This is a genomic window from Rummeliibacillus sp. TYF005, assembly GCF_003844195.1.
In the GTDB taxonomy this organism is placed as follows: Bacteria; Bacillota; Bacilli; order Bacillales_A; family Planococcaceae; genus Rummeliibacillus.
This window is the reverse complement of record NZ_ML122562.1, coordinates 32,158-58,803: the sequence shown is the minus strand read 5'-3', so window position 1 is coordinate 58,803 and position 26,646 is coordinate 32,158. Positions and strand designations below refer to the sequence as shown.

The following is a 26,646-nucleotide window of genomic DNA, read 5'->3' as shown; positions in this document are numbered from 1 at the left end:
ATAACTGTCTATTTTAGTTTAACGTTTACAATTTACCGAGTTATTTAAATTTTTTCAGAAAAATGGTATACCAAATGAATTAAAAAATGAGTCTACAGGAGCAATCATCGGTTTTGTATTAGATTATTTATCACAAGATAAGAAAAATACCAAATTCCTTCAAGTTGCAAATCGTGTAATGATAGACTTTTATAATTTTGAAATTGGAAACTCGGAGACATTAATGCTTGCGTTAATGAAAATGGGTCTTGATTTTGAATACTACATAGAAAAGAAAATGAGGTAATGAAATGAGTGTTATTTTTCCTTCGCAACCAACTACAGATAAACAACTTTTATTAAATATTGTTGCAGCAAGTTGGTATAATGAAGCTTTAGAAGTAAATCTAGAAATGTGGAATGTTATTTGCAACTTCAATAATCATCAGCTACGTGAACTTTTTGATGATAGTATGCGTGACGATTATCGTTACACATCGTTTGTCAAAAAATCAATTAAGCTTTGCTATGGTGGAGGTTTTTTCGGACCATCAACAGAAGCGATGAATGCTTTCATCACAGATTTACGTCATACGATGCAACGTATATAATTAATTTATTTAAAGGTGTCAGATACTAATATAATCTGTTTAACTAAAACTTGGATATTTAAAGGGTTTCGTTGTTTTTGAAATAAATTGTGACTGTGCTTGGCACTCCACTCTCAGCACACATGGCATTGCGAAGCTGTCACTTGGTTGGGTTAGTAAAATGGAAGAAGAACGAATTCCAGGTGGTGGAATTCGTTCTTTTTATATTAAAGTTTGTTAAAGAAGAAAGACTTAAAGTAAAGGGGCAGGTTAGCAGAAGAAGGCTTACTGAATATTTATAATGAGGTGGGGTTTTGATCAGAGTAATCTTAGAATTATTTCGTATAATGGCTATATTTTTAATTTTAGGTGCTGTGTTAGGTGGTTTGGTGGGTTTAATTTACGCAAGTATAGGAATAAATGTAGACTATACCAGTGGCGGTTGGTTAGTAGGCTTTGCAATTATTATTTTGCTTTTTGTATTGTATAGAAATAAATTGCAATTTATCGGATGGTATAATGGAGAAGGTGATGAAAATGGAGACACAATCACTGGAGGCTTACTTAACTGGGTCCAAGATGGTACTTATGTACTAATGATGAGTTCCAGAGTATCAAAAGAAGCAATGTTAGAAATCGCAAGATCAATGAAATAACACTCCTCAATAGTCGTGTGCAATTGTTGAATAAGCGTCTCTTTTTTCTTCATCTAGAGTGTGCTTGGGTTGAAAAGAAACTATGAGAAGATAAATAAAAAATTGGCTAGGTTCCATTATTGCAGGGACCTAGCCATTAGATAAACCACACCAGCACCCCGGTTTTTGCGAGATACACTCCACAAGTGTAGAGTGCGGGTATTAGAAGAAACCCTCAGTAGGTATGAAGCTACTGAGGGTTTTGTATGTAAAAGAAATATTATATCCATGATGTCATTCCTACAGAAGGTAAAAACTAAGTGAACTTCATATTTGCAGAGAGTAAATCATGAGAGGGTTGAGCTTCATATGAATCTCTATAAGCAAGTGCAATCAAATGCATAAAGAGGAAATGTCCAGGAAGTATGCTAGAAATAAATTGTGCAAGTTTCTATTCATCAATTAGTGGAGCGTTTAAACAGCTTTTTCTATGGAGCAATGTACTTTAATATAGTAATATTAAACTTTTAATAAGAACAAACGTTTGGTATAATATATTAGATAGCTGATACTCAAGGGTGGTTGGCTTACTCCCGCTAAGAAAGGGGGTGATGCCATGACAGTATTTGAAGCATTAATGTTTGCAATCGCGTTTGCAACGTTAGTCATAGCAATTCTGTCATTTAATCATAAAAAATAACCCATCCTTGAGTTAGGCCTCTGTGATGGGTTATTTCTACCATGTAGAGCCAATCCCCTTAAGGGAATCAACTATCTAATTGACCGTTCGATGGACCAACATCGGCGGTCTTTTTAATATATGCTTTTAATAGTTTTAGTATACGTGGGAGATGATATATTTTCAAGTTAAACATATTTGTGGATATTGTGATGGTGCTAGTCATGGAAACAACTATGAAATACCCGGTACCAAATGCTAAAACAATTAGTGGGTTATTTTTAAGCAAGCATTTATCCCTGTTTCAGGATATCTCTAGTTTGTTTAAAAAATAGCTTTTTTAAAGGTTAATTTATAGTGAAATGGAATGGTGACCCATACCCTGCATTCTGTTAAACTAAATTATACTAATGTGGATATATATGTTAAAATAAGAATAAGATTATGAAGGTTTACACATTAAACAATGCAGCAGGTTAGTTCAATAAAAAAATCTATTAATCTGAATCTTTAATTGATTGATTACAAGCGTACTATTAAAAAGGGGTGCTGTGATGTTCAAAAAATTAAGCAAAACAAAAAGGATTATGTTTTTAGGTTTGGTGTTGATCATGTCATTGTTTTTAATAACTGCTTGTTCTAAGTCTGATGCAGAAGACGCAAACTTAGGGGTAATTAAAAAAGTTCTTGAGCTTCAGTTCACTGGTCCAGATGAGGAATTTATGGATCTAGTATGGAACCCTAAATATAAGACTGTTGTGAATGGTAAAGAAGAGAACAAAGAGTTAGATAAATATGTTAAGGAAGTATACGGTCCTTACTTTGTAGATTCTTACCTCGACACCTTTCTAAATGCATTTGGGACGACATATCAAAGTACTGCATACCACTCGGGATACAAGTTAAGGGTTAAGGACATCGCAATTAAGCAAGGCGAAAAAATGTCCAATCTCTATACCTTTGTAGCAACGGTAGGTTATCAGAAAAATGATGAGGAAGAAAAGACGGCAAATGTAACAGGTGAAGTCATTTTCTCTACAAAAGAAGAAGGGAAAATTGGTCGATTCCAATATGGAGATGAAGACGGTTTATTGCTAACAATGAAGAAGCAGTGAATCAATGAATTTGTTGGTTTTACTAACGGGTTCTTTAATAAAAAATAGACATCAATAATCGTGTCAGTCGAGAAAGATAGTATGCGAAGGTAAATAAAAAATAGTTAGGTTCCACTTTTTACAAGGACCTAGCTATTAGTTAAACCACACCAGCATTTTGATTGCGAGATACAACTCTAAACAAATCCTCAGTAGATTTAAGCTACTGGGGTTTTGTGTTTTTTAGAATGATTTTTTGGAGGATGAGTAATGCAATTGCATACAATCCTCACACTCCATAATCCATTGTTTGTATAAGGGATAGAGTAATGATAACTTATTCAATCAAAAGTTGTATGTTGTTATTTCCAGTTTTATCTTACTATTGAAAATATAACTAGCAAAGGAGTTTTGATATGATTAGAGGATTATATGAAGCGCATTTGCCTGTGAGTAATTTACAGGAATCGATTAAATTTTATGAAAAGCTTGGTTTAGAATTAGCAAGAAAAGAAGAAAAACTAGCTTTCTTTTGGATTGTAAAAGGGGAAAGTTGGTTAGGCCTTTGGGAAAGTGAAACTGTAAACCTTCCATATCACCCATCAATTCGTCATTTAGCATTTAAAGTAGACAAGAGTGAAATTGAAAGAGTAAAGGAATGGCTAAAGTCTGTAAATATTGAAATACGTTCTTCCTTTGGTTTCTCCCCGGAGATGCAGCCGTTAGTATTTAAAAACAATCCACATCATGCAGCTGTTTATTTTTATGATCCGGATGGCAATTCATTAGAATTAATAACTCCATTAGATATGGAACTTGATGATAGCGAAAAGATGATGACGTTAGTAGAATGGAAAAAGAAGTACAAGAAATAAATAACGCTTACTGTGAAGAAGTAGTATAAGATTGAAACAAAAAAAGGAATTTGTTATCAACGAATTTAATTCAGGATTTATACAATTAAATAGAAGGGTATTAATTGTATAAATTTATAGGAGGAAAGAGATGAAATCTAAATTAACTAAACAATTAAAAAATAAAGAAATTGCTTCTTCAATTGATTTAAGGTTATTTTCTAGAAATGAATTAAAAATGAAGCCTGATAAGAAGGGAAAATTCCATGTTAGTAAAGATGATCCTAATTATAATAGGTGGATTAATGGATGATGCAATAAGGGGATGTTTTGTTTTAAACCTACAGGGTGGGAGAGTTCTTACCGTCCTGTGTGCAGTGTAGTTAATAGAATCCCTCAGTAGAATGAAGCTATGAGGGATTCTATTTTAATTGCAAACTATATTTTGTTATTCTTTTAGGGATAATCTATGTTCTTTAAAAGTTTTTGGAATGATTAAGCATTTACTAAAGTATTGTTAAAGACTTTGACTAGCTTTTCAGCTTCTTCATTTATAGACTCTTGTCCTTCAAATAATGTTAAATCTTTACACCAAAAGATATTTTTATAGTTACCTTCATCGGTCACTTCATTAATATCTCCGTTTTTCTTTATGTCTTCATAGTTTGAAATTTCAAAAGCAATATTTTTTAGCCACCAGTTCTTTACTTCGTTTTTTATATCTGTCATTGGTCTTGGAGATACAATCACACCACTAATTAATGTAGGTGTCAATTCATTGTAATCTGGATGGAAAAACTGAATGTTAATGAATAAAATTTTATTTGTTTGCTGTTCATCTATATCGCTTTTTAATGCATAGGGCCTTGCCATATATTGAGGGAAAAAGGTTGCTGTTTGTTTAGGTGTTTGAAGGATATTCTTACTTGTCTCTGTACCAATTGCATTACCATTAATCGGTTCAAAGCTGTATTTGGATAATGCTTTATCCATATCTCGAAGCATCAGGATTGAATTATTTATAAGTTGCATGACATTTTTAATTGAATAAATTAAAGTTTTATTTGTTTCCAATTTTAGTCCCTCCATAGTTCCATTGTATTGATTCGACCTTTGATAAAGCTGCCCAAGAAATATTCTCTGTGGAAGTATAATATGTAAGTTTTAATGGTGAGACCTGTTTAAATTTGCCCAAAAATCCATCAAAGCTTTTTAATCCTTTTTTCTCGAGTAATAATTTTATATCGTTTAACAAAATCCTATCCTGAAACGTTTTATAATTAGTAATTTCGTTGAGTATTGTATAAATTCCTCTCCATGTTAGCCAGAAAATCTCAGTTATAGGGTAATTTTTAATTTGAATATGTTGTGTACTTGTCTTAATACTATCAAAGGGAAACGCTGTATCATTTGTTAGATAGATAAGTAGTGTTCTCTTAATGTTACGTTTATCAGCATGCATTAAATTTAAGCAAGAATCTGTATGAATATCTTCAATTTCACGAGCTAACTGATCACGTTGATGATTTTGGCGTTCATCGATTTCAACAGTAGTATCCTCCTCACTGGATTTACCGGATAGGTATTTTGCTTCTATACAGATGATGTATTCTTCCTCTTCAGCATCCTTCAAATGCAATAAAAGATCCGGCTCGCTATTTATTAAACGAGGCCAAAATTCAAAATTACATTCAGTAAACGCTGTATTGAATTTCAAATTAGCCCCATTGGTATTAAAACTAGATTGTAATATAGCTTGAAGGTAAGAAGGAGAAGATAAATACTTTAAGCTACCAAAAACTGAAGACATCAACAAATCCTCAGAATTCGCTAATTTTGATGGGACTTTCCCTTTTAACTCAGCGGTTAACATATAATACCTCCGATTTGTTTGAAAGTTTAGTTTGATTATACATTTATTTTAATTGGAAGTATATTGAAAATATTAATTAAAAATACTTTTTAAAATGAAAATAGGATTTAGATATATAAATTAAGAGGTTATTTTGGTGCATTTCTAGAAGTTGTGTTAGAAAATCTTTTTTTAAGAGCATAGTTGTTATTTTTATTAGATGGGGGGATTTTGAATGAAAAAGAGAATTTTTATTTGTATTTTACTTTTACTATTAACAGTATGTAGTAAAGAAAAACACAATGAAACGAATAAAAATAATACAAATGCTAATAATGCCAATCCAAAAGTAGAAAAATTAAATATAAATATCTCAGAATACTTTCCTCCTTTAATAACACGTAATCAATATAATAGTTTTGATATGGATGGATCAAAGATAACAATAATAAGTGTTGCAAAGTATCTAGTAGGTAACAAAAACAAAAATACAAGAATATTAGAAGAGACCACATATAGTAATGGAAAAAGTTCATCAACAATTAATTATTATGATGTTACTGAAAATCAGATATCGAATGATGTAGAGGTAGAGCTCAAGAATCAATCTTTCTGGGAAGATCATGAAACTACATATGAAATAAAAGATACTAATAAGACAGTATACACGAAAGCAGGAAAATTTAATGACTGTATTGTTGTAAAAAAAATAGACAAGTCATCGGGGTTACTAGCTTATATCTACTATGCCCCTAAAATAGGAATCATCAAAATGACAACAAAAAGTTCTAAATATGGTGAAAATATAATGGAATTAGTCTCTACAAAATATAGTCCGTACAATGAACCAACTGAGAAAGATGAAAGTCGAAAAGAAGAGGACTCTATAAGTATGGAGAGAGATGGAAATAATGCACCAACCTCTATCGGAAATGCTAAATCAGGTAAATTACCAAATAAAACAAATAAAAGTTCAACATTAAATGCAAATGATTACGCTAAAAAAGCAAGTGAAGCTAGTATGAAATCATTTGAACAGTACATTTTTAATCGACCAGATTCATTTGAAGAAGAAGGAACTGATCAAATTTGGCATTTTAATCATGGCATATCACTTAAAGTAAATGATGAAGTAAAGCTAAAAGAGGTCTACTTTGATTACGAAAATGGTCCAAATGAAGAAGCTTTTCTTATTGCTCGTGCCTTAATTATTGGATTAGATCCTAATATTGAAGATTCGGTAAATGAGTCAATATTATTTACAGGAAAAGAAAAAGCTACTTTTGAAGTTGGGGAATTTAAAGTAGGGTTTGAATTTGATGAGAGAACTTTTAAGTTACTTGCTATTGTAAAATAAATAATTCTAATTAAGTGGAATAATATGTATTTAATTATAGGCGGATATAGTAAAGATAAGTATGAATTTCGTGTAACAGAATGCTTTTAACTAATAGTAAAGATAGGGGGGTTTAGATGGAGGAAAAAGTGATGAGAGCGATTCAAGATGATTACCCTGATGAGTTTTCTTGGTGTTATGGGTGCGGTAGGTTAAATCAGGATGGATACCATCTTCGAACAGGTTGGTTTGGTGAAAAAACGATAACGATTTATACACCACGCCCAGAGCATACAGGAGGAATACCTGGCTTTGTATACGGGGGATTATTAGCGTCATTTATTGACTGTCATGGAGCTGGATCAGCCTCTTTATATCTACACCGAAAGAATGGACATAAAGTCGGAGATGGGGTTAACCCACCAAGATTTGTGACAAAATCTCTAAAAGTCGATTTCGAACATCCAACACCTATTGGAGAACCACTAAAAGCGATTGGAACAGTAGAAGAAATCCATCCAAAAAAATATAAAGTCTACACGGAAGTATTTGCAGGAGACGACCTTGTTGTTACTGGGGAAGTCGTAGTTGTTTTAATGCCAAAGACATTTAGGAAGGAATGATTCTAGTGGTGGATATTAGAAAACCAAATAACGCTGAATTACAAGAAGTTATTTCACTTTCTCCACAAGCTTTATTTGATGGGACATTGGGAGAAGTAACACCTACGATTGAAAAAATCAAAAGTCTAATCGAACCATTATTAGAAAAAGGTAGCTATTATTTAATTGCAACAGAGAATGATAAATTAATAGGCTGGATTCTTATAGGTGCAAGTAAAGACCAATTTACTGATAAAGCATATGGTTTTATTTATGAACTATTTGTTATAAAAGAATTTAGAGGGAATGGAGTATCTAAGAAATTAATGAAAACGGCAATAGACCATTTAAAACAAGATGGTTACAATGAAGTTCGTCTTAGTGCGTACGCAGAAAATCAAGCGATTAAACTTTATGAAAAATTAGGATTTAACATCCGAACAGTTGCTATGAGTTTACAAATATAATTGGAGAGAAAGAAGAATAGGGGGAGTAAGGTAATGAAAAATAGTTACGTACATCATCTATGTATACAGACAAATTCATATTTAGAAACAATTGAATTTTATACAAAAGGTCTGGGGTTTGAGATTGTTCAAGAATCTCCTAATTTTAATGGGCGTGATTTTAATACTTGGTTAAAGCTTGGTGCTTTTTATATAGAACTTCAGACAGGCAAACAACATGAAATATTAACACAAGTCAATTCAAACAGTGAAGGTCTTGTTCATTTTTGTATTTGGGTAGAAGACCTAGAATTTGAAGTTGAACGTTTACAAAGAATGAAATGCAATTTTATAAGAAAAAATGAAAAAATTATTTACCATGTTGAAAATGGTTACCTGTGTAAATTAATAGCGCCAGAAGGAACGATTATTGAACTACGTAATAATCAAGGAATTTAGAACTTACTTATTAGATGGGAATATTTTATACATATCACACGGTAAAAACGTCACCAAATGACGCAAAAACAAGTCCTACGATAAAGTGAAATAGAATTATAGCTTAGAAATAGGGGGGCAATTATGCAAAAAAGACAGAGAATCAGCTTCTCTGTCTTTGAATAAATCAGTATTTAAATAATACAGCAATTAATTGCCAACCGATTCCAACTGTCCAGAATAAAACAGTATCTCCACGTTTAATTCGACCATCTTGAATTCCTTCATACATGGCAAGCAATGGACTTGTAGTACCCGTATAACCGTATTTATCTCCTACATAGACCATTTGTTCATCTTTTAGCCCTAAATTATCACGCAACAACTCAATGTTTTGAATAGAGAATTGAGATAGACAATATGCTTTAATATCTTGAGTTGATAAATTATTGCGATGAATCAATTCTTCAATCATTATTGTAGCTTTTTCAATAGAGACATCTCCTGGAAACGGTAACCATTGGACATAATCTACTACTCCTCTACCGTGTAGGTTCTTGGATAAGCCATTTTTCGGGAAGGTTACTTTATCAAAGTCGGAGGATTCTGTGTAATACATAGAATCGATAAAGCCTGTTTCTTCTTCTGTTTTTTCCAAAATTAGAGCTACAGCTACATCTCCGAAGTTTGGATATGTAATAGTATCTTGAGGGTTCATAACTAATGAAGCAGCATCAGAACCTACTAGTAATACTCTTTTCATATTTGGATTGGCCAATAAGTTTCTAGATGCTTGGTCTAATCCTGTAGTCAATCCTGAGCAATTCGCATTGATGTCCAGGATTCCTGTATGATTTCCTGCATTAAGCGCATGATGTAAAGCAACTGCATTTGTAGGGAAAACAAATTCTGGAACTTGCGAAGCAAAAATAATCATATCTAATTCTTTTGCTGATAAATTTGCCTTTTTCAATACTTTTTTAGCAGCTTCAATCCCCATTGTTACAGAGTTTTCTTCTTCATTATCAATAATATATCTTGTATTTCTACCACAAATATCTTCTAAGAAATGTGTTAAATCATCTCCTTGTTCTTTTTTGAAATGTTCGATATAGTATTCATTTCCCACCTTGTTTTTTGGATGATACATTTCAATTTCTCTAATTTTAATATTTGTCATTTTCAAAAACTCCTTTTTAAAAAACGAGACATAGTTACTATGTCTCGTTTAATTCGATAAATTTGTTTAACGAATTACAATTTCAGCATTATCTAGTCCTACTTTTTTAGCAATGCGATTTAATTGCATTTTAACAATAGGTTTATTTGAAATTTCAAAAATCACTTTATTAAAATTAGAGGATTTATAAAGTTTATAACAATCTTCTAACGCTGGCACTAATTCTGGTGTAACAATAGCTAATTCTAAGCAATCAAGTACTAGATTGAAATCTGCTGCGTTGATAGAATTTACATTTTTATTGTAATCATCCATGAATCGTTTAGCTTGTTCAGGAGTAAAATTTCCGATGATTTTAATATTCATTTCTTTTTTTAATTGATTTAATGACATTGTGTAAGTACCTTCCATGGTATATACGTCCCTTCGTTTAATATTGTAAATTTATTTTTACGAATCTTTTTCATTGAAACTCTATTTCAGCTTCAATAATATGAACTACCTTTCAATACTGTTTACTAGAATTAATTTCTGATCTTTATATAACTCCTCACTTTTTTAAATGGATTCCTTAAAAAATGCTAGACATCTTACATTTATAGGGTATATAAGTTATATTAACACCTAGTTATAAATAGTGCAAAAGGTAGTTTCAAAGGCAAAGTGTCATATGAAAATATGATTATATAACGTCTAATCCATCCATATCAAGGTTTTTTTATTATGAAAACATATCGCCTTTTTAGCAAAATAAACGCTAAAAAAAATGGAAGTAAAAGAGTTAGAGAAGGGGGATGAATGGAGGTTTATTTACATTGTCTATCTAAGGTTGGAAAAGATATAGTTCAAGAGGATTCGGACTTGTTTTCTTAACTACCATCGAATTATTTACACTCAACTCGATATTATATGGAGACTGCTTAAATCCTTCCCAATTTCGGGGTGTAACTTCCATGATTTCCTCAGAGTAAATACTTTTGCTTGTCCATAAATTTGTTGTTGATACATTTTTTGGTATATGGTTAAATAAAATTAACCGGTTAAAATAATTGATATTAAAAGGAGATTTGAATGGAATCTATTAAAATTATCCAAACATACGATCAATTAAAAGCAATAAGCGATCCCTTACGCACAAAAATCCTCATGTATTTAGTAGAAAAACCTTATACATGTCACCAATTAGCCGAAGAATTAAACTTAACGCGTGCTAAGGTTCTGTATCATTTACGTGAACTTGAAAAATATGAGTTTATAAAATTGGTGGATAAAGTTGAACAAGGCGGTAACCTTCTAAAATATTACCAAGCAGTTGCAAGAGGCTTCATCCCAGCAGATCATCTATTAAACTTTGTGGAATCTCAAGAAGCTACTAGACAATCCTATTTAGAAGTATTAAATCGAGCTAAAACCAGGGTTTTAACAGCACCTGATTCATCATTTGAATTCAATTCTTCAGCAGTTGAAGAATGGGATAGTTTATCGTTACAAAGTGAAGTATTAGTGAGTAAGGAAAAGTTCTTAGAATTCACAAAGAAATATAGAGAATTGATCGATGAACTTGTAACAAACGAGAAGGCAGAAGAAAAGGAAAAAAATAATTATTATGTCATGGTTACTGCTTTTAAAATTGATGAGTCTAAGTTTTATGGAAGAACGTAGGGGGGAGTATGGAAAATAAAGGGGTATCATCATGCAAAAAAACTTTAATAAATCCTAAAGAAACTGTAATTCCTAAAGAATGTATTCTTCTTAATAGGTCTTTTCTGTTTTTGTGGCTTTCAAGTACTTTCTCATTTCTTGCTCTTTCAACTTATCTTTTTGCAGAACAATGGTACATCATAAGGGTTCTAAAGCAAGAGGCTGTATTAGGAATTGTGTTGATGGTTACAATGATTCCTAGAATATTATTAATGACAATTGGTGGAGTATGGGCAGATCGAATAAAACGTTCGAGGATTATGTTATTTTCAAGTTTAGCAAGATGTGTTTTAGTTCTTATGATGATATTGTTTTTGCAATTAAACTGGCTACAAATATGGCCTTTAATTTGTTTTGCTGTATTCTTTGGGTGTGTTGATGCTTTCTTTTCTCCAGCTAATTCTTCTTTGTTACCAATAGTAGTATCAAAGAATTTACTTACAAGAGCTAATTCGTTCATTCAAAGTTCTAACCAAATCGCAATGTTTTCTGGTCCTATGATAGGCGGGCTTATTTTAACTTTTGGTGCTTCTTTCAACATTCTATTTTTGATAGTAGCCATTTTCCTAGTTATCACATTTATATTTTCATCGTTTATTAGAGAAGAACAACAAGAAATACATAATAATCAAAAAAATTCGACTAAATTAGAGTTAAAAGAAGGCTTTAAATATGTTTGGAACATGCCATTTTTGAAAAATATGATTATTATTTTAATAATTATTAACTTTTTCTTTTTTGGTCCTTTGACGATTGGCATACCTCTTTTAGTAAATAATGTTCTCCTAGGAGAAGCAATAGATCTTAGTATTCTTCAAGGATCCTATGAAATTGGAATGTTGTTGGGTGCTTTAGTAATTGGATTATTAAACCTCACGAAAAGAAAAGGGTTAATCATACTTATTCTGATTAGCCTTATTGGAGTAGCACTAGCTACCTTAGGTCAGATAAACACTGTATGGCAAGGCGTAATTCTATTGTTGTTAATGGGGATTTTTTCCTCAGTAATTAATGTGTTATTAATATCATCAATTCAAGAGAAAAGCCACGAAGATAAAATAGGACGTGTGATGAGTATTGTCAATGCTTCATCCAACGGTCTTGTTCCATTATCTTATGCATTCGTTTCATTATCACTATTCATAAACCTTTCAATTTCGGTTCTAATGTTATTCTGTGGAATTTTAATTTTGATGATTTCAATTCTATATATTTTTAAATCAAAAATGATTATGGATTAAGGAATGAGATTTTAAAATTTTAGTATTGAATGTTTGTTCGAAATAGGATAATATTACAAAAAAACTATATAAAAAGCGATGAAAAGAAGAGTAAACATGCGGATTATCTACAGAGACCTCTGGTAGCTGAAAAAGAGGGATGGGAAGTGTGTTGAAACAAGTCTTGGAGCTGTGCATAGGATTTGTTTGTTGGAACAATGATGATGCAACGTGTTCTCACGTTAAAGAGATAGAGTATCGCATGCAATTTAAATGCATAGCCGTACTCGATAAGGTTTCTGTAGCAATGTAGAAACGAACTGGGGTGGCACCGCGACATGACTCGCCCTCAAGATTACGATCTTGGGGGTGAGTTTTTTATTTTGTTTTAAAAAAATAAAAAGGGAGTGGTGTTATGTTCAGATGGAAGTATCCTTTAATCTTATTAGGGGGAATAGGCATTTCAAATGTGGGTGCTTGGGTTTACCTAATCGCCCTCAATTTAATCATATTAAATAAAACAGCGTCTCCACTTGCGATTGCTTTGTTATATATACTTGGTCCAATTGCAACTATATGTTCGAATGCTTGGGCAGGTAGTTTCATCGATCGGTTAAATACACGGCGACTGATGATGGGAATAGACGTATTTCGAGCAATATGTATTGCCATTATTCCATTTTTGCCTTCGCTTATTTATGTTTATATACTAGCGTTTGTCATTAATATAGCAAGTGCGATTTTTCAACCTACATCTATGGTGTATATGACGAAACTAATACCTGAAGCAGATCGGCAACGGTTTAATGCACTACGTAGTTTTATCAATTCTTGTGGTTCACTACTAGGTCCGGCAATTGCTGGGATGTTATTTTGGATGGGGACTCCTTATACTGCCATCTATGTGAATGCAGTGGCTTTGTTTTTTTCGGCACTGATTATAAGGCTGCTGCCTAATGTTGATGAGAGTGTTAAAGAGATAGAGGGGGAAAGGTTTACATGGGATTTGATAAAAAGCGATTTTCGGGTTGTTGTTAATTTTAGTAAGGGCAATGCCTTTGTGACAAAGATCTATTTATTGTTTAGTGGAATTACGATATTCATGACTGCAATAGATTCTGTCGAGGCAGCATTTGCGAAAGGTGTTCTATCAATATCAGATACTAATTATGGGTTTTTACTAAGTGTTTTTGGAGCTGGCATAATTATTGGGTCAATGATTAATTCCATATTTTCAAAGCAACTTGCGGTTCATTTTTTAATAGGCGTTGGGACCATTTTCACCTCCATCGATTATCTAGTATTTTATAGTTCGAGCGGCTTTTATAGTGCAGCGCCTGGCATATTTTTAATAGGGTTTGCTGTAACGTTTGCGAATACAGGGTATTTGACTTTCTACCAAAATCATGTTCCTGTAAGGATGATGGGAAGATTCGAAAGTCTCTTTAGTGTCATGGAAGCAGGTTTTATCGTGGCTGTAACAGTTTTAATCGGTTTAGCAGCTGAACTAACTTCAATCCGTCCAGTGGGGTTAGTCGGATCATTTGCTTTCTTTTTATTAGGGTTATTGGCATTGAAAGTTGTATCCGGTGTAAAACGGAGGGAATTCTTTAAAAAAGCTGCTTCTTCTTTAAACAGTTAATCAGAAAAGGCTTGACCGATTAAGTGATTGGCGAGCCTTTTTTGGGTAGCATCTAACCATTTAGCCTTAATCGCATTATTTAAAGGTATTCATATACGATTGTCGAATTTTTAAATAAGAATGCGGATATAGCAACACTATATTTACAATAAAAAGGATGTGTCTTCTATGTGGAAACAAAAGATAATAGAAACACCAAGAGGGGCTTTCGAATATTTTGTGAAGGGAAACGGAGAGCCACTTGCTATTACACATTTTTATATGGCTTTTAATGAGAAAGGCAATTGGTTTGCTAATCCATTTACAGAGCATTACCAAGTATTTTTAATCAATGTCAGAGGAGCAGGCAATTCTCCAACTATTGAAGTAGATGATCAAATGAAATTAGAAGAAATTATTTTAGATTTGGAAGCGATTCGTGAAGCTTTACATATTCCTAAATGGGCTTTTGCTGGACATTCAACAGGTGGCATGCTTGCTTTACAATACGCTGCTTCAAAAAAACAGTCTTTAACGAAATTGATATGTGGTTGCAGTGCAGCAAGTAAAGCATACGCGAGTCATGCTAAGAGTATTTACTGTAAGGAAAACAAAAACTTCAATCGAATAATTGAAATTATGGAGGCACTAAATAATTCAAATACAGTACAAGAAGAACGAAGGAAATTGTCATTTGAGTGGGGGATGATGTCGTTTAAAAATGAAGAAAAATTAAAATATGCCCAAACACTCCCAAATAGCGGTCGTACAATAGGTCGCGCTTTAGACTATTTTAGAAAAGTCGCAGTAAAATCATTTGATATTCGAAATCAGCTCCCATCTATAAATATTGATACATATGTATTTGGCGGAAAATATGACGCGCAATGTCCGATTGAATTTAGTTACGAAATTGCAAATCGAATTCCCACATCTAAGTTAACTGTCTTTGAACAATCCAATCACCATCCATTTGTTGAAGAAGAAGAAAAATTTAAGGACTTTGTAAAAGGGACTACTAGAAAGCATAGTATATAAGAGGTCTCCAAGTAGGCTGTTCCAGATTTTTTACGCCAATAAACGATAGTTGAGTATATACAATTATGCTCTGAGAATTATTGAAATCTCAAATAAAAGGATGGAAAAAGTAGTGCTTTCTATAGCTGTTCAACTATTTAATAGGCTTGTAACTTTTGAAAGTGCTTCTTATAACATTTTAGTTACAAGGGGGAACTCCATTGCCAGTATATAAATTGTCATTTTTATGTGTAGTCTTCAATGTAACATTTAGTATAATTAGCTTTTTAGCTGCCTATTTTGATGGTATTATTTTTCAAACTTTAAGTATTGGTATCTTCTTTTTACCGCCAATGGTTACATTTTGTGGAGTTCTTTTAGGAATAGGCGCAATTGTGTTAAAAGAATCTTTCATCAAATCAATCACTGCCATAGGGTTAAATATTGCTTATATATTTGCAAATTACTATGTTTTACTTAATTTTTAAATTGAATATGAAAGAGGTAATCATTTTAATGCGCTAAAAAGATTTTTGAGATAAGAAATGGCTCAAAGTTTCTTTAGCCTTTGAAAATTTTTTATTCAAATGAGTACTATGCGTGATCTTAACCATATTTACGCGTTCTTATTATTGTTTCACAATAATCATTTATCGTTTTACAATAACAGTCTGTTGTTTTATAATAATAAAGTAAATTATTGTAAGCAAGTGAAGGAGGCGATAACTGGTGAATCTTTTTACTAAGATTGTTTTAAAATGTTTGTCAATTGTAACTGTGTTTCTTCAAGCTGTCTTTGCATTTGCTGGAATAGTGCTACTATTTGCAACTGTAGCTTTGTTGTTTGTACCGAACGATGTCAAAAATCAATTATTACAGTATCTAGATTTAAACACAAATGTAAACATAACAATGGTTTTAGTACTTTCTAGCTTAGTTGCATTTTTAATCATTGCTTGTTTGTTTATCATTATGCACGCGCTACGCAAAATGATTGGTAATATTTATAAACAAAACTTCTTTGTACCCCAAAACCTTACGTACCTCAAACTAATTCTAATCTCAATTACTAGCATTACCATTTTACAGTTTATAAGCCAGGTGTTCTTTGCAAAACTACACGCGTACAATGTCAGTAATGTTTTTTCTAATTCTGCTTCAGACCTAGTTGGGAACATTCTTTTATTAGCCATTGTGTATACGCTTTATGTCGTATTTAAATACGGTATATCTTTGCAAGACGATTCGAACAACGTGATATAAGTGGGAGTTGCTATGATAAAAGTTAATCTAGATCGAGTCATGTTAGAAAGAAAAGTTTCCTCAAAAGTATTAGCAGAAAAAATCGGAATTACCCAAGCAAATTTATCGATACTCAAAACAGGTAAAGCACGTGGTATACGCTTTGACACATTAGAAAAAATCTGTCGGACATTACATTGCCAACCTGGTGACATACTTGAATATGATGAGAAAACGGAGTATAGCGAAGAAGTGTAATTAGTTCAAAGAGAATGGGTAGGTTTATAGATTAAACAGTCTAAGTTAAAGGTTTCTAAACCATGGTTTGGGAACCTTTTCAACTGTTTAGCTTTATTTTACTTACAATTAAAGTAAATATTGTTATATAATAAAAGAATCTATCGTATACCAGGGAAGGTGAATAAGATGAATTTTCGATTGGCGACATTAGATGATTTAGAATGGATCATCGATTTACGTAAGCAATTATTGATTGAGGAAGGACAAATAGTTTCTTCTAACATTGATGAAGAATTAAATACCTTTTTTGAAAACCAGCTTACATCACATCAATATGTACAATGGCTAGTAGAAGAGGATAATAAAGTTATTGCAACAGGAGCTATTCAATTTATTTCATTTCCACCAAGCTATTTTAACCCAACAGGTATTAGAGGCTATATTTTGAATATGTATACACATCCGGATTATAGAGGTAAAGGAATCGCTAAGCAATTAGTAAATGAAACATTAAAAGAAGCTCAAAGTAGAGAGGTTCAACACATATTTTTAATTTCTTCGGAAATGGGTAAGCCTTTATATAAGAAAATTGGCTTTAAAGAAAATGATATTTATATGGAATATTTTCTTCCAAAATAAAACAGCTAATACGAATGAATAAAGATAAATGTAATACATATAAGGGTTGTGGAGGTTATGGGAAATCTAAGATAGGAAAAAAGTTAAGATAACTGTTTATCCACTAGATGTTAGTGTACTTCATGGTAGGATTTCCTGAAAAGGGGTTGGCAAATTGTTTAATGAGATGAAAGACACGATAAATAATTTAGATGAAAAAGAATTGAAATCCTTATTATTTCAATTCTTTTTCCGTATGCAAGCTGTTGAAAATCGAAAAGATTATTCAGAACAGCAATTCTTCTTAGATATAAAAAATACATATAACGACCTGTTAGAAGACCGGGAAAATCATGCAATGGGCGAAAAACACACACAATTTGATACTACTCATATCGTATTTGGCGATGCACCAACTGGTAGCTTGAAATTGGTTTTAAAAGAGTTAGGAATCAATCAAAAAGAAAAAATCATCACTTTTTCAGATTTATTTTCAATAGGTCCTGTTTGGAAAGTACATGAATTACAAGGTATTGTTAATAGGCATGAATGGTTACGAACACATTTAAATAGTGAAGGTGATGTGCTCACCAACTATCTAGCTAAGTTTATGCAGACTATTTTAGAAATTGAACAAATTTCAAGTCACCAACCTATTATTATTTGGGCTGGAGAAAATGCACACGAGCAAACAGGTTTAAGACTAGTTCTATATTTATTAAAAGAAAAAACGAACGATATCTTGATCATTAATACAAACGAAGCAAATAAAACTAAACTTGATACAACTGAAAGTGACTTTACGCCACAACATATGGGGGAACTCTCATTTGAACAGTTAAAACAAATCTATGAAAATGAAAAAAATGATCATGCACTAACGCAAACCGAACGTAAAGTATTTGAACAGCAATGGGAACAGCTATGTCAGGATAAAGAAGTTTTAAGAATTTGGGAAAATAATAAAATCATTAGTGTTCCTGAAACGTTTTACGACGAGTATATCATCAATACAGTTAAGAAGTTCCATAAGAAGAATAAACAAAACGAATTTATAAAATCAGCTAGAATAATCGGTGAAGTAATCGGTCATTTAGATCAATATGTTGGCGATGAATTTATAGAATATCGCATCAAACGTTTAGTCGCCGATGGCATATTTGACATAGAAGGTGTTACAAAGGCAATGCGATATTACAGTATTAAAGTTCGATAATCATATGCTAGGGATTCTTATTTACGAATCAATACAAAACCTCCATTTCAAGGATGGAGGTTTCATCATAATGACTGTCTTATGAAGCAGAACTCTTTTTTCCATTTCTGAACATAAAATAAAATAGCACTATTAGAAAAAGAACACTAAATATAATGGCTAGCGTAATATAAAATGGATCTTTGTTTATATCTTCGGGAATGAATCGCTCAGCTATTGGTCCAAATGACATGAAAAATGGAATAAGAATTGATATCCAAGTTTTTGAGTACACCGACCAAATAATAAAAGTAAGGATGCATCCTAATAAGATTAAATTATTTTGTAATGGAGTGGCTATAAAAAATGGCTCTTTATCAAATAAGTATACAAGAACGAAAAAGCCCGTTAAAAACAGATAAGCTATTGCAATAGTAAAGTAAAACCATTTTGAATAGATCATTTTTGGCAACACTCTGACCAATAAAAATCCATATAGAATTAGCGAAAGAACACTCCCACCAATGGCTCCGTACACACCTATTTTAGATAGTGAGAACTCACCAGAAATTGCGGGAGAAAAACAAACGTATGCAATTATTAATAAAGCAGTCATTGGCGTTAAAATTAGAAACTGTTTTATATCAAATCCCATTTCCTGACCAATACTTTTCATATATGCACGTGGAGAAGATCCAATAATGTCTTTAATATTTTTCCCTGCTGCCTCTGCTTGAAGTAGATGGTCACTTAGTTCATCTATCACTTCTTTAATCTCTTGATCGTTTTTTCCTTTTGACATCAAGTACATTTTCAGTTCAATGATAAATTGATTTGCTTGTTTTGATAACATCTCATTAATCCTCCTCTTCTAATAGTGAAGTTACTCCCGATGAAACCTTATCCCAATGTTTTTTAAACCTTTCTAGTTCTTCTTGTCCTTCTTTCGTAATCGAATAATATTTCCTTTTGGGTCCACTTGGCGATTTTCTTTGGACAGATGTTACAAAATTGTTTTTTTGCAATCGCATTAATACAGGATAAATACTTCCTTCGCTTACAACTGCAAAATGATGCTCATTCAATTTTTCAGTAATTTCATATCCATAAGTCTCTCCCTTTGCTATTAACGCCAGTAAACTGCCTTCTAATAAACCCTTTAACATTTGACTAGTCGTGGACAAGGTTGTTCACCTCCATACTCTTGTTACATCTATCTTACATTACACTATAGTTTAGTGCAAGATAGTATATTGAAAATTTTTAGAAGAACATGGAAAAATACAAGCCCATATTTTAATTAGAAATTTATGTTCTGAATGGATCGTTGATCAATTGTTGAATTAGAAAAAACCCTGTTTTTAAAAACAGGGTTTTTATGAAACAAGGATTGTTATGTAGTAAATTTAAGTATCGATTTTATAAAAAAGTTCCTAGAATGCTTCATAATCGTGCGGTTGATAATTGAAAAATACTTGGGGTAGTTTCTCAGTTGTTTTGTTAAAACTCCTGTTAATGAACTAAAGGGGCAAAGATCAACATTAAAACTGAACTAGTAATAAGAAAAGCACTAAGTGTTTTTGAAAGTTTTACTCTGTGTTCACCTTTATAAACCCCTGAAAATTGGAGCCTATTTCTATACAATACAAAAATTATTATAAGAATAGATATTCCCACCATCCAACCTCCATTGGTATTATCAACATCTATTCCAAAATTCCCATAAACTAATTTTATTAAAGCGCCCATTATACTTCCAAGAATTAAAAAAATTGCTGTAATTCGAATGATTTCCAAAAATACTCGAATCATCAACCCACCCTTTCTTGAATCTAAACTTCCTATTTATCGATTTTTCATAACTATATTTTAACAAGTTTTGATACTAATTGTATTCCATCATTACTTTTTAATGTTTTCTTTTAACTCTAAAATTCCAAATAATAACATGAAAATAGATGATGGAATGAAAATTATTAAAAATAATATTTTAGTGATTTCATTAAGCAAAAACAAGGTTAATGAGATTATTGTTATTATTGTTATTAAGCTAACATATTTATTGAGTTTTGACATATTTACTCCTTGTATACAAAACATTTTTACTTTTGGGTAAAAATGTTAAAATTGATTAACGAGATGAATTATAACATATATTGGAGGAATATATGAAAAATGATTTACTTAATCAGACCATCTAAGCTACTAGTTTTTATTTGTTTAGTTTTGCAATTGAACTTATATTTTTCTTCATTTTCCAAATTAAATGATTCGGTGATATTAAATTATATTTTTTTATTCATTATTTTTATAACAGCAATTATTTTGTTTATAAATTTTGAGTTTGATATTTGTGATGCCAAATTAGTGTGCACGATAAAGTTTTTAGGATTTTCAATATATAAAAAGGAAATGTTCAAAAGGAATATTGTTAACATTAAATTTTCTAAGTCAAAAAATTGGACTTATATTAAATTGGAAAAAGGATTTAATGTGAAAATAAATAATTATAAATATAAAAAAATGCATGCTGATTTAATCGTTTTTGCTGAAAAAAATGATATTTGTATTGATAGAAAATAATGTGATTAATCATATTAAGAAGATGAAAGGGAGTAATTATGAAAACTATATATTTAAATTCAATAATTGGTGTTGTAGTAGTTGCTTTAATGTTAATTGGTGGGGCAATAGGTATCTATATAATTGGCAACACAACAAATGAATATCCATGGGACTTAATGATTCCAGCTATAGTAGGGGCTGTTGGTGGAATGGTTATCTTTCTTGCTATTTCTATGTGGAGAGAAAAGAGAAACGGTAATATTCCAAGTTATGATGAAAGAACTATAAAAAATTTACAAAAATATTTTATGGTTGTATTGTACTTCACTTTGACTGGTTCAGGGTTAGCTTTAATCATTGCTTTTGCAATGGGGATAAAAACAATTGAAACAGGGCTTTTAATTTTTATACTAACAGTTCTATTTAGTTTGGTGGGATTAGGGAGTTTGGTTGTAAAAAGATTATAGCCTTATATTTGGCTTAACATTTAAATTCCATAGTTTATTGGAACCGTTTCAGATTAATTTATATTTTAAACACTGAATATTACGAATAGTATAACTTGTTGATAGAGAGGATTTCACTTTCGTTCTTTTGGAGGACGATGACAAACCTAGAGGGGATGCTGCAAGCCCTCAACATATTTAATTGGAAATTTAAAGTGATTTTTTAATATATTTGGTTAAATTAATTCCCAAATTAAAACTTCGGTTACGAAATCAGTCTTCGAAAAAGGAGCTTGTTCTATGTCTATCAATGAATTTAGTAATAATTTATCCAAATATGCGAATCCAAGAGAATACGATGAGTCCTATAAAAGTTATACGGCAGATTTAGATTTTATCGAAGCTCATTTAGGTGAGCGTAAACAAACAATTATTGAACTTGCTTGTGGAACAGGTCGCCTAGCAATACCTTTAGCAAGACAAGGACACTTAGTTTATGGTGTTGATATTCATGCAGGAATGCTGAAGTATGCACAAGAAAAAGCTGATGAAGAAGGTCTTAACATTCATTTAAGCATTCAGGATTGTACGCAATTAAACTTGCCTATCAAATCAAACTTTATATATATGACGGGTAACTCCTTCCAACATTTCTTAACTAATGAAAGTCAAGATGCTCTATTGATGTCGGTCAAAAGGCATTTGAACGTAAAAGGTGAATTTATTTTTGACACCAGAAATCCTATTTTACATGAACTATCAAACGTTGATCTTTCTGAAGAATCGATTGAGCAAAATGGAGACATAACAAAAGTTATTCATCAGGAAGTATATAATCCTTTGACTCAAATTTTAGATTGTACTTCAACATACATATCTTCAAAAAATGAGTATAAAGATAGTATCAAACTAAGATATACATATCCATTAGAATTAAAACGACTTTTACAACAACATGGCTTTGAGTTAATCAATATACATGGCTCATGGAAAAAAGAAGCGTTTGATGCAAATAGCATTTCAATGGTTGTTCATGCACGATTAAAGTGATGAAATTAACAAACTTTCTCAAATTGGAAGTGAATGCTTTTTAAAAAGTGTAAAATAAATGGAGGATTAGTTTAGCTAAAAAAGTCAGAGTCCCGTAAGTTTTGCACTAAGTCCTGACATATAGAAACATAGAGTAGGTGAAAGCATGTTAACAAACAGTTTTTTAGAAAGAATTCATTTAGAAAATACAACGATAGATTTGAAACATATGCCCATAATATTACGCCATATTGCGAAGTACATTCCTTTTGAAAATTTAGATGTGATGGATAGAACGACTAAGCCACTTTCGCTAGAAAGAATTGCAGAGAAACTTTTAACGAATCATCGTGGTGGACTTTGCTATGAAATAAATACGTTATTATTTGAGGTACTCCGTGAAAATCATTTAAATGTGAAATTGATCTCTGCAATTATATATGAAGAAACACGCCAAGCATTCTCAAAAACAGGCCACACACACACTGTCATATTATTAGAGGAACAAGGACATGTCTATTTAATAGATGCAGGTTTTGGAAATAATATACCATTAATACCTGTACCATTAGATGGTCAAGTCGTATCTTCAACGAATGGTGACTATAAAATTATTGATGATGAACTGTATATGAAACGTAGTTATCGTGACAAACAATTTAAGTTAGCATATCGTTTTAAACGAGAAAGCATCACTTGGGATCAGCTACGGATTTCGCAGCAAATTATTGAGCAAAGTGAAGAATCTATGTTCAACAAGCGCGCATTATTAACAAAATGTACGGAAGATGGTACGGTGACACTATCAGGAAATAATTTAGTTATTATGAAAAATGGTGAAAAGAACAACCGAGTTTTAACAGATGTTGAAAAGCAACAAGCTAAAAAGGATTATTTTTATCAGTAATGCAGATATGCAAAAGCATTTTGATTTAATTGAAAAATGTATGTTGCTAATTATTAAACATAAGACAACAAAATAATAAATTTAAGCCTATTCAAAATTTAAATGAATGGGCTTTTTTAAAAGTGTTGTTTGATTTTATCTCTAACAGGACAGGAAGATGAACATATCATCTACGCCATGTCCCTAACAATGATAAGGAGAGGATATGACTATGAAAGTTCGTCTTACAGACTATAGTGTAGATTGGCCTCAAATGTTTCAAATTGAGGCGGAGTTTCTGAAAACAATCTTTGGCGACGAGATCATCAAATGTGAGCATTTTGGAAGTACATCAGTTTATGGAATGAAAGCAAAACCCGTAATCGACATGATGTGTATTGTTAAATCCATAGAGAAGGTAGATTTATTCAATAAGCGAATGGAGTACCTTGGTTATGATGTTGCTGGGGAATGGGGGATTACAGGGAGGAGGTTATTTAGAAAAGGTGGCGAGAACAGAACTCACCATATCCATTTTTACCAATTTGACAATCCTGAAATTGAACGACATTTGATCTTTCGAGATTATTTAAGAAATCATCCTCAAGAAGTAGCCGAGTACAGTCGTTTTAAAGAAGAGTTGGCGCAACGCTACGAAACTACTAGTGATTATAGTCCAGCAAAAAAGAAGTTTGTAAGTGAAATGGAGCAAAAAGCGCTCAGTTGGTTTTCGGAAAGGTTGAAGATGTAGTTTGTCGGTATAATGCTACATGAATTGTAAGTTGGCGAACAATAGTAATTTTACTTGAATAGGGTAAAGACAAAGGAGGTAATTCTATGAGCCATGCACTTATTATCGGGGGTAGTGGAATGTTGAAGGAAGCAGCTGTTTGGTTGGCTAGTCAATATGATGATGTAACTGTCATTGGGAGAAGTAAGAAGAAAATGGATTTCCTTATTGATCAATGTAGGAACATAAATCCTTTATATTTAGACTATCATGATACGAATGATTTGAAATTGGCAATAGAAGAACAAATAAGAGAAATCGGTGATATTGATTTAGTCGTTGCATGGGTGCATTCTACTGCTCCTGATGCTCTTTCTACAATTATGAATGGGGTTTCTAAACAGAAAAATAATTGGCATTTGGTTCATATTTTAGGTAGTCGTTCAAATTTAGAAACGATCAAAAAGAATATAAGTGTACCTGAAAATTGTACCTATTCTCAAGTGCAATTGGGTTTTGTGAGAGAAAATGACCAAACGAGATGGTTAACCAATACAGAAATCTCCTCCGGGGTAATTAAAGCAATCTCTCAAAAAGAAGCTAAATATATTGTTGGAATGACAGAACCTTAGAAACAACGACCTTCTTAAATGGTCATACATAAAAGTAAAAGCTTAACCACTACCGTATCAGAACTGGTATTAGTGGAGCAGATTTATCGTAGACTTAGGATTAATAAGGGAGAACTTTTGTTATTTATTAAAATAATTGTTTAACTGTCTCTCAATTGTGCAGGGTTAATTTTTATAGTTTCGAAAGGTAATAGAGAAAGCGGTTTCTAAAAATATTCTGATAATTTAAAATAATTGGTTGATTTTAGAAGGTGTTACATATATAATCGAAATCGAAAACGGTTTCATCTTTGGGCGTTTACATTTATATGAACTTTTATAGAAACCGATTTCTATGGGGAGTGCTATTGCTATTTCATATTTTTCAAGATTAGCGTAGTAAAAGGGGGTCGGTACATATAAGAATCGCTCAAAGTATGTATTCGGGGAATGTTTAATAAAACAATAATGGGGGTATCACAATTGAAAAGCCTTAAAAAACTGATTGCTATTGGACTATCTACGGCTCTGGCATTGTCATTAGCAGCATGTAATGAAAAGACTTCTTCAGAAAATGGTAAAAGCAAAGATACAGTTACTCTGAATTTTTGGACATTTGGTGCTACTAATTATGAAGATTTGGCAAAAGAGTATGAAAAAGAAAATCCTGGTGTCAAAGTTAAAGTAAGGGCTGCTGAAACCGCAGAACATCATGATGCATTATTTACCGCTTTATCTGCTGGAAGCGGAGCACCCGATATTGCCATGTTGGAAATTGACCAATTAGACCGTTTTAAAACGGCACAAGACCGTTTTGAAAACTTATATGACCTTGGGGCAAATGATATTAAAGATCAGTACCTAGATTGGAAATGGAAAACAGGTGAGAACGATAGTGGTGATTTCTTGATTGGTTTGCCGACGGACATTGGACCGAAAGCCTTGTACTATCGGGTAGATCTATTTGAGAAAGCAGGGTTGCCAACTGATCCGGAAGAAGTGGCAGCATCCATTAATTCTCCGACTGCTTTTGAAGAAGCAGGGCTTAAAGTGAAAGAAAAAACAGGTAAGGTATTTATAGATAGTATTGAAATGGCATTCAGAGCTTACTTGGACGGTGCAGAAACAACATTTCTTAATAATAAAGGCGAGTTGTTATTAGAAAAGGATGGAAATGCCGTTAAAAATGCCTATGATTATGCCGTAAAGTTAAACAAACTGGGGATTGTTGGTAAATTTGAGATGTGGTCACCGGAGTGGGCGAATGCCGTAAATAAAGGAGAATTCGCTGCTGAGTTAGGAGCTGGCTGGTTAAAGGGCTGGATGGAAGGTAATGCACAAGAAGCAATCGGTAAATGGAGAGTGGCAACACTGCCATCTGAATTTGCAGCGAACTGGGGAGGATCTTTCATATCCATACCAAGCGAAACAAAAAATGCAGAAGAAGCATATAAATTTACAGCGTGGTTAGTTTCTCCAGAAAATCAACTGAAATCCTTCAAAGACAAGGGACTATTCCCTTCTGCACAATCGGTCTATGAAATGGATGATTTCAAAACAAATAAAGATGAATTCTTTGGAGGACAATCAACTGCACCTGTATTTGCAAAAGCTGCACAAGATATTAATGGAGCTGTTTATAAAGGTGAAAAATATTTCCCAATTTATTCAGAAGTTTTGAATGCTTTGAAGAACGTGCAAAGTAAAGGAGCAGACCCTGAAAAAGAATGGAAAGAAGCTATTAAGCGTTCTAAGGGCTTATTAAATCGATAATTTAATAGTTTACTAGAAAAAGGTGGAGAGTAGGTGTGTCTTGTAGGGAACGCCACTCCCATCTTTG

Annotated in this window: 33 protein-coding genes and 1 other annotated feature; of the genes, 26 read left to right on the top strand and 7 right to left on the bottom strand. The window is 32.3% G+C overall.

The window, feature by feature from the left end:
* Positions 1 to 290: 290 nt before the first annotated feature.
* From CW357_RS11520 to CW357_RS18280, 6 genes are all read left to right on the top strand, one after another.
* Complete coding sequence (locus CW357_RS11520) at positions 291 to 590, top strand: hypothetical protein (protein ID WP_124218131.1); 300 nt, start codon at positions 291 to 293, stop codon at positions 588 to 590.
* 293 nt (positions 591 to 883) lie between these two features.
* Complete coding sequence (locus tag CW357_RS11515; protein WP_124218130.1) at positions 884 to 1,225, top strand: hypothetical protein; 342 nt, start codon at positions 884 to 886, stop codon at positions 1,223 to 1,225.
* Between the two features lie 595 nt (positions 1,226 to 1,820).
* Entirely contained in the window at positions 1,821 to 1,904 is an 84-nt protein-coding gene (locus CW357_RS18895; protein WP_369973813.1) for a putative holin-like toxin, read from the top strand.
* 533 nt (positions 1,905 to 2,437) lie between these two features.
* Positions 2,438 to 2,998 (top strand): hypothetical protein, encoded by a 561-nt coding sequence (locus CW357_RS11510; protein ID WP_124218129.1) that lies wholly within the window; start codon positions 2,438 to 2,440, stop codon positions 2,996 to 2,998.
* 395 nt (positions 2,999 to 3,393) lie between these two features.
* Positions 3,394 to 3,852, top strand: coding sequence for a VOC family protein (locus CW357_RS11505; RefSeq protein ID WP_124218128.1), 459 nt, complete (start codon positions 3,394 to 3,396; stop codon positions 3,850 to 3,852).
* 130 nt (positions 3,853 to 3,982) lie between these two features.
* Positions 3,983 to 4,144 carry a hypothetical protein gene (locus CW357_RS18280; protein ID WP_164489593.1) on the top strand — a complete coding sequence of 54 codons (162 nt, stop codon included), beginning with the start codon at positions 3,983 to 3,985 and terminating at the stop codon, positions 4,142 to 4,144.
* Positions 4,145 to 4,326: 182 nt separating this feature from the next.
* Here the strand turns inward: CW357_RS18280 and CW357_RS11500 are convergent, their stop codons facing one another.
* Together CW357_RS11500 and CW357_RS11495 are read right to left on the bottom strand one after the other, a co-directional pair.
* Positions 4,327 to 4,905 carry a hypothetical protein gene (locus tag CW357_RS11500; RefSeq protein ID WP_124218127.1) on the bottom strand — a complete coding sequence of 193 codons (579 nt, stop codon included), beginning with the start codon at positions 4,903 to 4,905 and terminating at the stop codon, positions 4,327 to 4,329.
* Positions 4,892 to 5,704 carry a nuclease domain-containing protein gene (locus CW357_RS11495; RefSeq protein ID WP_124218126.1) on the bottom strand — a complete coding sequence of 271 codons (813 nt, stop codon included), beginning with the start codon at positions 5,702 to 5,704 and terminating at the stop codon, positions 4,892 to 4,894. Before CW357_RS11495 ends, CW357_RS11500 begins: the two co-directional genes overlap by 14 nt.
* Positions 5,705 to 5,918: 214 nt before the next feature.
* Here CW357_RS11495 and CW357_RS11490 point away from each other — a divergent pair, with 214 nt between their 5' ends.
* From CW357_RS11490 to CW357_RS11475, 4 genes are all read left to right on the top strand, one after another.
* Entirely contained in the window at positions 5,919 to 7,040 is a 1,122-nt protein-coding gene (locus CW357_RS11490; protein WP_124218125.1) for a hypothetical protein, read from the top strand.
* A 116-nt stretch (positions 7,041 to 7,156) separates the two neighbouring features.
* Entirely contained in the window at positions 7,157 to 7,642 is a 486-nt protein-coding gene (locus tag CW357_RS11485; protein WP_124218124.1) for a PaaI family thioesterase, read from the top strand.
* 8 nt (positions 7,643 to 7,650) lie between these two features.
* Positions 7,651 to 8,088, top strand: a complete 438-nt coding sequence (locus CW357_RS11480) for a GNAT family N-acetyltransferase (protein ID WP_124218123.1) — start codon at positions 7,651 to 7,653, stop codon at positions 8,086 to 8,088.
* A 33-nt stretch (positions 8,089 to 8,121) separates the two neighbouring features.
* On the top strand, positions 8,122 to 8,526 hold the full coding sequence (locus tag CW357_RS11475) for a VOC family protein (protein WP_124218122.1): 405 nt from the start codon (positions 8,122 to 8,124) through the stop codon (positions 8,524 to 8,526).
* A gap of 166 nt (positions 8,527 to 8,692) precedes the next feature.
* Here the strand turns inward: CW357_RS11475 and CW357_RS11470 are convergent, their stop codons facing one another.
* Together CW357_RS11470 and CW357_RS11465 are read right to left on the bottom strand one after the other, a co-directional pair.
* Positions 8,693 to 9,685 (bottom strand): ketoacyl-ACP synthase III, encoded by a 993-nt coding sequence (locus CW357_RS11470; protein WP_164489592.1) that lies wholly within the window; start codon positions 9,683 to 9,685, stop codon positions 8,693 to 8,695.
* Between the two features lie 66 nt (positions 9,686 to 9,751).
* Positions 9,752 to 10,096, bottom strand: a complete 345-nt coding sequence (locus tag CW357_RS11465; protein ID WP_124218121.1) for a hypothetical protein — start codon at positions 10,094 to 10,096, stop codon at positions 9,752 to 9,754.
* Positions 10,097 to 10,756: 660 nt separating this feature from the next.
* Here CW357_RS11465 and CW357_RS11460 point away from each other — a divergent pair.
* The 9 genes from CW357_RS11460 to CW357_RS11420 all read left to right on the top strand — a co-directional run bounded on the left by CW357_RS11460 (position 10,757) and on the right by CW357_RS11420 (position 18,560).
* Positions 10,757 to 11,347 (top strand): winged helix-turn-helix domain-containing protein, encoded by a 591-nt coding sequence (locus CW357_RS11460; protein WP_124218120.1) that lies wholly within the window; start codon positions 10,757 to 10,759, stop codon positions 11,345 to 11,347.
* Between the two features lie 8 nt (positions 11,348 to 11,355).
* Positions 11,356 to 12,627, top strand: coding sequence for an MFS transporter (locus tag CW357_RS11455; RefSeq protein ID WP_124218119.1), 1,272 nt, complete (start codon positions 11,356 to 11,358; stop codon positions 12,625 to 12,627).
* A gap of 69 nt (positions 12,628 to 12,696) precedes the next feature.
* Positions 12,697 to 12,960 (top strand) — a binding site (T-box leader).
* A 61-nt stretch (positions 12,961 to 13,021) separates the two neighbouring features.
* Positions 13,022 to 14,248: an MFS transporter gene (locus tag CW357_RS11450; protein ID WP_124218118.1), complete on the top strand. Its 1,227-nt coding sequence runs from the start codon at positions 13,022 to 13,024 to the stop codon at positions 14,246 to 14,248.
* 168 nt (positions 14,249 to 14,416) lie between these two features.
* On the top strand, positions 14,417 to 15,265 hold the full coding sequence (locus tag CW357_RS11445; protein ID WP_119416542.1) for an alpha/beta fold hydrolase: 849 nt from the start codon (positions 14,417 to 14,419) through the stop codon (positions 15,263 to 15,265).
* A gap of 200 nt (positions 15,266 to 15,465) precedes the next feature.
* Positions 15,466 to 15,732 (top strand): hypothetical protein, encoded by a 267-nt coding sequence (locus CW357_RS11440; protein WP_124218117.1) that lies wholly within the window; start codon positions 15,466 to 15,468, stop codon positions 15,730 to 15,732.
* Between the two features lie 241 nt (positions 15,733 to 15,973).
* Positions 15,974 to 16,507: a DUF2975 domain-containing protein gene (locus CW357_RS11435; protein WP_124218116.1), complete on the top strand. Its 534-nt coding sequence runs from the start codon at positions 15,974 to 15,976 to the stop codon at positions 16,505 to 16,507.
* 12 nt (positions 16,508 to 16,519) lie between these two features.
* The gene (locus tag CW357_RS11430; protein WP_119416539.1) at positions 16,520 to 16,744 is read left to right on the top strand and encodes a helix-turn-helix domain-containing protein; all 225 of its coding nucleotides are present in this window, start codon (positions 16,520 to 16,522) and stop codon (positions 16,742 to 16,744) included.
* Positions 16,745 to 16,912: 168 nt separating this feature from the next.
* A complete protein-coding gene (locus tag CW357_RS11425; RefSeq protein ID WP_124218115.1) occupies positions 16,913 to 17,365 on the top strand; it encodes a GNAT family N-acetyltransferase in 453 nt (150 codons plus the stop codon).
* Positions 17,366 to 17,519: 154 nt separating this feature from the next.
* Positions 17,520 to 18,560: a DUF1835 domain-containing protein gene (locus CW357_RS11420; RefSeq protein ID WP_164489591.1), complete on the top strand. Its 1,041-nt coding sequence runs from the start codon at positions 17,520 to 17,522 to the stop codon at positions 18,558 to 18,560.
* 79 nt (positions 18,561 to 18,639) lie between these two features.
* On the opposite strand, the gene CW357_RS11415 is transcribed toward CW357_RS11420, so the two are convergent.
* The 3 genes from CW357_RS11415 to CW357_RS11405 all read right to left on the bottom strand — a co-directional run bounded on the left by CW357_RS11415 (position 18,640) and on the right by CW357_RS11405 (position 20,351).
* Entirely contained in the window at positions 18,640 to 19,392 is a 753-nt protein-coding gene (locus tag CW357_RS11415) for a DUF1129 family protein (RefSeq protein WP_124218113.1), read from the bottom strand.
* Positions 19,393 to 19,396: 4 nt separating this feature from the next.
* A complete protein-coding gene (locus CW357_RS11410; RefSeq protein ID WP_206426821.1) occupies positions 19,397 to 19,705 on the bottom strand; it encodes a PadR family transcriptional regulator in 309 nt (102 codons plus the stop codon).
* A 346-nt stretch (positions 19,706 to 20,051) separates the two neighbouring features.
* Complete coding sequence (locus tag CW357_RS11405) at positions 20,052 to 20,351, bottom strand: hypothetical protein (protein WP_241155081.1); 300 nt, start codon at positions 20,349 to 20,351, stop codon at positions 20,052 to 20,054.
* 363 nt (positions 20,352 to 20,714) lie between these two features.
* Between CW357_RS11405 and CW357_RS11400 the strand changes: the two genes are divergently transcribed.
* The 7 genes from CW357_RS11400 to CW357_RS11370 all read left to right on the top strand — a co-directional run bounded on the left by CW357_RS11400 (position 20,715) and on the right by CW357_RS11370 (position 26,579).
* Positions 20,715 to 21,122 (top strand): hypothetical protein, encoded by a 408-nt coding sequence (locus CW357_RS11400; protein WP_124218110.1) that lies wholly within the window; start codon positions 20,715 to 20,717, stop codon positions 21,120 to 21,122.
* A 38-nt stretch (positions 21,123 to 21,160) separates the two neighbouring features.
* Positions 21,161 to 21,571 (top strand): hypothetical protein, encoded by a 411-nt coding sequence (locus CW357_RS11395; RefSeq protein ID WP_124218109.1) that lies wholly within the window; start codon positions 21,161 to 21,163, stop codon positions 21,569 to 21,571.
* Positions 21,572 to 21,850: 279 nt separating this feature from the next.
* Positions 21,851 to 22,600 carry a class I SAM-dependent methyltransferase gene (locus CW357_RS11390; protein ID WP_124218108.1) on the top strand — a complete coding sequence of 250 codons (750 nt, stop codon included), beginning with the start codon at positions 21,851 to 21,853 and terminating at the stop codon, positions 22,598 to 22,600.
* A 145-nt stretch (positions 22,601 to 22,745) separates the two neighbouring features.
* The gene (locus CW357_RS11385) at positions 22,746 to 23,486 is read left to right on the top strand and encodes an arylamine N-acetyltransferase family protein (RefSeq protein WP_124218107.1); all 741 of its coding nucleotides are present in this window, start codon (positions 22,746 to 22,748) and stop codon (positions 23,484 to 23,486) included.
* Positions 23,487 to 23,697: 211 nt separating this feature from the next.
* Positions 23,698 to 24,216, top strand: coding sequence for a GrpB family protein (locus tag CW357_RS11380; RefSeq protein ID WP_124218106.1), 519 nt, complete (start codon positions 23,698 to 23,700; stop codon positions 24,214 to 24,216).
* 86 nt (positions 24,217 to 24,302) lie between these two features.
* Positions 24,303 to 24,827 (top strand): short-chain dehydrogenase, encoded by a 525-nt coding sequence (locus tag CW357_RS11375; RefSeq protein WP_124218105.1) that lies wholly within the window; start codon positions 24,303 to 24,305, stop codon positions 24,825 to 24,827.
* Between the two features lie 462 nt (positions 24,828 to 25,289).
* Positions 25,290 to 26,579 (top strand): ABC transporter substrate-binding protein, encoded by a 1,290-nt coding sequence (locus CW357_RS11370; protein WP_241155080.1) that lies wholly within the window; start codon positions 25,290 to 25,292, stop codon positions 26,577 to 26,579.
* Positions 26,580 to 26,646 lie beyond the last annotated feature (67 nt).